Annotated in this window: 7 protein-coding genes; 3 read left to right on the top strand and 4 right to left on the bottom strand. The window is 62.1% G+C overall.

Annotated features, from left to right (window positions below):
• The first annotated feature begins 37 nt into the window (after positions 1 to 37).
• Positions 38 to 1,051 (top strand): Gfo/Idh/MocA family protein, encoded by a 1,014-nt coding sequence (locus tag AC1DJW_RS26240; protein ID WP_476902920.1) that lies wholly within the window; start codon positions 38 to 40, stop codon positions 1,049 to 1,051.
• Here AC1DJW_RS26240 and AC1DJW_RS26235 read toward each other — a convergent pair whose 3' ends face one another.
• On the bottom strand, positions 1,052 to 2,320 hold the full coding sequence (locus tag AC1DJW_RS26235) for an MFS transporter (protein ID WP_390276995.1): 1,269 nt from the start codon (positions 2,318 to 2,320) through the stop codon (positions 1,052 to 1,054).
• A gap of 239 nt (positions 2,321 to 2,559) precedes the next feature.
• Between AC1DJW_RS26235 and AC1DJW_RS26230 the strand changes: the two genes are divergently transcribed.
• Both AC1DJW_RS26230 and AC1DJW_RS26225 read left to right on the top strand, forming a co-directional pair.
• Positions 2,560 to 2,766, top strand: a complete 207-nt coding sequence (locus tag AC1DJW_RS26230) for an antitoxin MazE family protein (RefSeq protein ID WP_459343132.1) — start codon at positions 2,560 to 2,562, stop codon at positions 2,764 to 2,766.
• The gene (locus AC1DJW_RS26225) at positions 2,763 to 3,083 is read left to right on the top strand and encodes a type II toxin-antitoxin system PemK/MazF family toxin (RefSeq protein ID WP_459343133.1); all 321 of its coding nucleotides are present in this window, start codon (positions 2,763 to 2,765) and stop codon (positions 3,081 to 3,083) included. The genes AC1DJW_RS26230 and AC1DJW_RS26225 overlap by 4 nt, the downstream gene beginning before the upstream one ends.
• A 33-nt stretch (positions 3,084 to 3,116) precedes the next feature.
• Here AC1DJW_RS26225 and AC1DJW_RS26220 read toward each other — a convergent pair whose 3' ends face one another.
• The 3 genes from AC1DJW_RS26220 to AC1DJW_RS26210 form a co-directional block, all read right to left on the bottom strand.
• Entirely contained in the window at positions 3,117 to 3,374 is a 258-nt protein-coding gene (locus AC1DJW_RS26220; RefSeq protein ID WP_459343134.1) for a hypothetical protein, read from the bottom strand.
• Complete coding sequence (locus AC1DJW_RS26215; RefSeq protein WP_459343135.1) at positions 3,371 to 3,655, bottom strand: hypothetical protein; 285 nt, start codon at positions 3,653 to 3,655, stop codon at positions 3,371 to 3,373. The genes AC1DJW_RS26220 and AC1DJW_RS26215 overlap by 4 nt, the downstream gene beginning before the upstream one ends.
• 271 nt (positions 3,656 to 3,926) lie before the next feature.
• Positions 3,927 to 4,817 carry a recombinase family protein gene (locus tag AC1DJW_RS26210; RefSeq protein WP_459343136.1) on the bottom strand — a complete coding sequence of 297 codons (891 nt, stop codon included), beginning with the start codon at positions 4,815 to 4,817 and terminating at the stop codon, positions 3,927 to 3,929.
• Positions 4,818 to 5,495 lie beyond the last annotated feature (678 nt).

Raw genomic sequence — 5,495 nt, 5'->3', positions numbered from 1 at the left:
GTCGTTGAGCATCTTCTGGCCCTGCCGGACCTTGGCGATGACCTGCTCAGGGGTATGTCTGCGTGCCATGATTCGTGAATTTCCTCCTGCGTCCATTCTCGGACACGAAACTCACACAAACACTGGACTACTCTCCGGGGACCCAACCAACACCGGCCATGCCAAGGCATACGCCCAACGCAACAGCATCGGAATGCATCATGAGAGCCTTGACGAGCTTCTTTTGGATAATTCGATCGATGCCGTCTACATCTCCAGCCGAAACCAGCATCACTGTCGACAAACAATCGCCGCGGCCAGGGCCGGAAAGCATGTCCTGTGTGAGAAGCCCGTCGCAACGACGCTCGACGAGGCACAAGCCATGGTGGAGGCCTGCCGCGTCCACAACGTGGTCCTGGCCGTCAACCACCATCTCCCGGCGGCCGGGACCCATCAAACTATTCGTGCGCTCGTCGCTTCAGGCTCCATTGGGCGACCATTGAGCGTTAACGTCCGGCATTCGACCCTCCTTCCCGAACGCCTTCGCGGGTGGCGGCTTGAAAAGTCTCCAGGCGCCGGCGTCGTCATGGATCTGTCCTGTCACAACGCTTCAGTCGTCAATCCGCTACTGGGCGGTCGCCCGCTCGATGTTATCGCTTCCACCCTGTCGCAAAGTGATTGGGCTTCGGGTGTGGATGACGCTTCCAGCGCGTCCATCCGATACCACGATGACATTTTGGTCGACTTCCAAGATTCGTTCACGATGCCCTTCACGGCTTCCTACATCCAGATCAATGGTGACCAGGGCAGCATCCTTGGTCATGACGTCATGACTCCTGAGCCGAAAGGTTCGATCACTCTCACGGATGGCTCCGGCACGAGAGAGATTTCAGTTACCGACCGTCGCCATACGTACGACATCACGCTCGAACGCTTCCGATCAGCGGTACGCGAGGGGGCGCGGCCAGTTGTCGATGGCGTGGACGCCGCAAACGCATTGTCTGTCAGCCTCTCGATCCTGGAAGCAGATAGAACGGGCGAAAGACAGCTGATTGAATTCATAGACCGCTAGTTAGAGGCCGTGCTTGCTGAATCTGGACATGCACGCCAGGCCGACGGCAGCGACGACGGCGAACAACGCAGGCAGCAGGAACACGAGGGGGAGTCCGATGGTGGCGACTCCGAGCCCGCCCGCGAGCCCACCCATCGCCGAGCTTACAGCGGCGGAGCTCATGAAGATCGCCGAAGCCGTGGCCACCGCTGCGGGCAGCAGTCGCTGCGCCACGACGATGCCCAATGCCGCGAATACTCCCCAAACCCCTCCCATGAGGATCTGGCCCGCGAAGAGTCCGAGGGCGGTGCCGGTCGCGCCGAAGCAGATGTTCGCGGCGACGCCGAATCCCGCTGCCAGGATCATCAGCCGTATCATCCCGGTCCTCCTGGCAACAAGGACAGCCACGGGCATTAGTACGAGTTCCACGAGTGGCTGGACTCCGATAATCGCGCCGCCAAGCGCAGGCGTCAGTCGGAGCTGTTCGTTCATGTAGATCGGAAGGTAGGCGTACTTGATCGACTCACCGGCGTACACGCACATGTAGAGCGCAGTGAACATGAGCAAGGGGGCCATCTGTCGGAGCCCGGGCTTTGCGGTGGGTGCAGGTAGGCTCTCCGCCCGCCGGCCGACGCGAGTGCGGCGAGGTGCTGATGCCCTCAACGTCATGAACGGCACGATTTGGGCGAGAGTGCATAAAGCGGTCGCGAAAAGCATCGCCCGAGGGCCGGCATTTGCGGCCAGGAACGACCCCGCGGCCGGCCCGATCACCCAGCCGCCGGTCAGCGCCATACGCACTATGGCGACCACACCATCATTTCCCGCCTTCGGGCGCGCACTGATCTCGTCGTGAAGGGCTGCGAACACCTGCGATGTGGCGGCACCTGCAAACCCGAGGACGAGGGCACTTACGACGAACGGCATCCACAGCTGGGTGGAGAATGCGATTCCGGACCAGCCCAGGAAGCCGGCGACAGCGCACGCGCGAAACAGGCCAAGGCGACGGCCCGTCCGGTCAGAGCGTGCGCCAACCAGGTATCCCGCCAGTGGTGCTGTGAGGCTAGTCAGGTAGTAGAGCCCGGCAACAGTGAGGGACGCGTGGAGCTCATTGACGAGGAACGAGGCGATCTGGGGTGCCGCCGCAGAGAACCCGAGGCCTGACAGGAACATCGCAACTGTTGCCCCCCGGTAAAGGGGAGTTTCGAGGACGAGCCGGAGCGGAGACCTCCGCACCGCCGTCGAGCCAGTAAGGACGGGGTCGGCGTCTTCGACAGCCTTCGGTGCGGTCATTCGGGGATCACAGTGCTTTCTAAGCGGCCGGGTGCGCGGGTCCGTCGATCGATCAACCCGAATTCTTCCACTGTAAGAATAAAGGACACGGGCGCACAGGGAAACCGGGTCACGGCAGTATTCGCCGAAAATCGGGCGGATATCACTGAATAGCCCTCCTACTTTCCCCGAGGATTGCGGGAAATAGGTGATTCGATGTTCGTTCGCACCCCGAAACGGTTACATGAAACAATGGGGGCATGAGTGTTAAGGATCGGGTACGTGAGCACAGGCGCCGGATGCGTGAGGCGGGATTCCGGCCGATTCAGGTGTGGGTGCCGGACACCCGCTCCAAGGCCTTTGCCGAGGAGGCAAAGCGGCAGAGCGCCATCGTGGCGGAGTCTGACCGGCACTCGGACATTCATGAGTGGATTGAGGCCGCGTCGGTACCCTGGGACGACGAGTGAGGGGTGAGATCTGGACGGTGGCCGGAGGCGGTTACGCCTCCAAACCCCGCCCCGCCCTCGTCATCCAGGATGACAGGTTCGATGATGTGAACTCCCTGACGGTGATCCCGCTGACCTCCACCTTGAACGACACACCGCTGCTGCGGATCTCGGTGGAGCCGTCCCAGCGGTCGGGCCTGACGCAGACGAGCCAGCTCATGATCGACAAGATGACTACGGTACCCCGCGCCAATGCCCACAAACGGGTGGGCCACCTGACCTCAACAGAGATGGTCGAGGTAGAGCGGGCGCTGCTGGTCTTCCTCGGAATCGCCTGACGTAGATCTCCGCACACTGGCTCCTGGGCCCGTTCATATTGCTATTGCTTCCGGGATGCCGAATCGCCTCGCAAGGAGTATGCGAATGGCTTCGACTAAAGGCTGATCTTCTAGCTCAACGCCCTCGCCCCCGTAATACACACCCGTTTCGTCGGCCACTGCATCGATGTCAAAAAGCCTGAGGATCTCGCTTACGCGAAACTGATATTCGGTGGCGGTCATTTGGCGAGACGCACGAACTGGAATGGTGCTGAGTGTGCGCGCGACCTCAGCCCCGATGAATTCAGTCATTGGGGCTGCTGCACGTTATATCCGCACCAGTCGCTCACCGTCAGGATGTTTCCGCCGCTTTCCACCCTCCAGTTTGCTGTCCTGGTTCCGTAGTTGAAGGTATGATCATAGCCGCCGGAGTCCGTGTAGCGCAGGGCGGTGCCAGAGTAGAACAAGGCCGATGCGCTGTACTGAGTACTCACGTATACCCACACGACCTGACCTGTGGGGCAGCTGAGCGAACCGCTGACGCTCGACGTGTCTGCCTGCGCGGGCAGCGCGGATGCCGTTACCAATGCCATTGCCGCACTAATGCAGATCGCGGCGACTTTTCGAGTTTTCAATGCTTCCCCCTGAGCGTCCGGACGGGATTTCGGTGCAACCGCCGCCACTATTCGTGCACTCTCGCATGACCTTCGCCATTGCACAAGGGGGCCCTTCGGAACTAATAGGCCCGGTGCTCCTGAGGGTATCCCAAGGGGCAATCCACGCCATGTGAAATCCGCGCCACCTGGTCCCCCTAATACTTGCCGAAAAACGGGCGGATATGCGCCAGCCAGCGCAGACCTCGCTTCATGCCGGTCCGCCGGTCTCGGTCTGGGCCGCTTCACTGGCTTGGTCGTGGTCGCGGAACATGCGTAGCACCGTGGCTGGGGAGGGATGTTCTCCCTTTTTCTTGCCTCGGGAGATGACCAGCTGGGCGGCGATGTCGCGCAGGCTCAAACCCCGCTGGTCGCGCAGGTGCAGGGCGTGGGAGAGCATTCCCGCATCGGTGATGGTGGCCCCGCCGATAGCTTTGCCGCGGGCGCGGGCGGATTCGTGGCCTTCCAGGGTGCGGTCGCGGATGTACTCGCGGTCCATGCCGGACATCGCGGCTAACACGGTGAACACTATCCCGGACGGGTCGTGGGAGCCTTGCAGCTCGCCGGTGAGGAATTCCAGGCCGATTTCGGCGGCGCGTAGTCGTTCGGCGAGTGTGGACAGCTCGATGCCGCGGCCGAGGCGTTTGTGCTCGTGCACGACGATGGTGACCGCGACCCCGGACGCACGGATCTCCTGGGCGAGGGCGACCGCCTTCTCCAATTCAGGGCGGCGCAGCACGCGGGTGGAGATCTTCTCTGAGAAAACCTTGGTGACCTTGGCATGGGCGAGCGAGTCGAGCTGGGTCTCCAGCGACTGGCGGACCGTGGATGCGCGGGCGTAGCCGATCCGCACGTGCCCGGTCGGGTCCGTGCCGGCCTTCGCGGGCCGGGGCAGCTCGACCCACGTAGTGCCGGGCTTGCGCAGCGGCGGGGTCGGCGCGGTGAGTGCCTTGGCCAGTGCGGGCACGAGGCGGAACCGGGCGGTGTGGTACTGGACGGCAACCTTGCCCTTGCCGGTGCGGCAGGGGGATCCGGCCGGGGCGAGGCAGGTCGACATCGGACAGTCGCGGGCCTCAACCAGGAGGAAATCGTCGCCGCTCACCTCCAGATCGTTTCATAAGAGTGTTTCACATGTCCAGTTGAATGAACCGCCCTATGAAACAGCGTCCGCCTTGGACGCGGCTCGCCGAAGGACGTGTTTCATAGGTGACCGCCTATGAAACAGCCGGAGGGCACGTCTCCGGGCTTGACCTGCCCGATCGCGCTTTCAAGATCGGGGCATGGCCCCTTTCTCACGTATTCAGGTCCCACCCCGAATGGGCCGGTCCCAGACCGGCCTCCGCGCTGGTGTCGTGATTTTGGTCGAGCGTGGCTCTTTTGTCGTATTGCCCCTTCTGGCTTTGATGGGAGCTGCGCTTGCCCGGCGCCACGACGCCTTGATCGCCCACTTCCCACGAACGCAAGAAGGGGGTTGAGTAGTATCCGTGCAGCCAGTAACGCTAAGGCTGTTCTTTGACTTGGTGGGTGGTTAGGATCGAGGTCATGGCCTTGGACTTCCTGACTGATGCCCAGGTCTCTGGGTATTGCAGGTACCAGGATGTTCCGCTTCGTTCTGATCTTGAGCGGTTTTTCCGGGACTGCCCCCGGTTTTGTTGACTCCTTGACCTAGCGAGCTGGTGCTCGTGGAAGGATGTTGACCATGCCGACGGCTTATGGGGCGGAGTTCCGCCAGGATGTTATTGATGTGGCCCGCAAGGGCGAGGCGCCGCTGGCGCAGATT

The sequence above is a fragment of the Arthrobacter sp. 05L417 genome, from assembly GCF_056397865.1.
Note: the sequence above shows the minus strand (reverse complement) of the source record. Positions and strands in the feature narration are given on the sequence as shown.

Excerpts from the sequence above, each read along its gene's own strand:
- AC1DJW_RS26220 (WP_459343134.1), bottom strand. The coding sequence starts at position 3,374 with ATGACTGAATTCATCGGGGCTGAGGTCGCGCGCACACTCAGCACCATT.
- AC1DJW_RS26235 (WP_390276995.1), bottom strand. The coding sequence starts at position 2,320 with ATGACCGCACCGAAGGCTGTCGAAGACGCCGACCCCGTCCTTACTGGC.
- AC1DJW_RS26215 (WP_459343135.1), bottom strand. The coding sequence starts at position 3,655 with ATGGCATTGGTAACGGCATCCGCGCTGCCCGCGCAGGCAGACACGTCG.
- AC1DJW_RS26230 (WP_459343132.1), top strand. The coding sequence starts at position 2,560 with ATGAGTGTTAAGGATCGGGTACGTGAGCACAGGCGCCGGATGCGTGAG.
- AC1DJW_RS26240 (WP_476902920.1), top strand. The coding sequence starts at position 38 with ATGACCTGCTCAGGGGTATGTCTGCGTGCCATGATTCGTGAATTTCCT.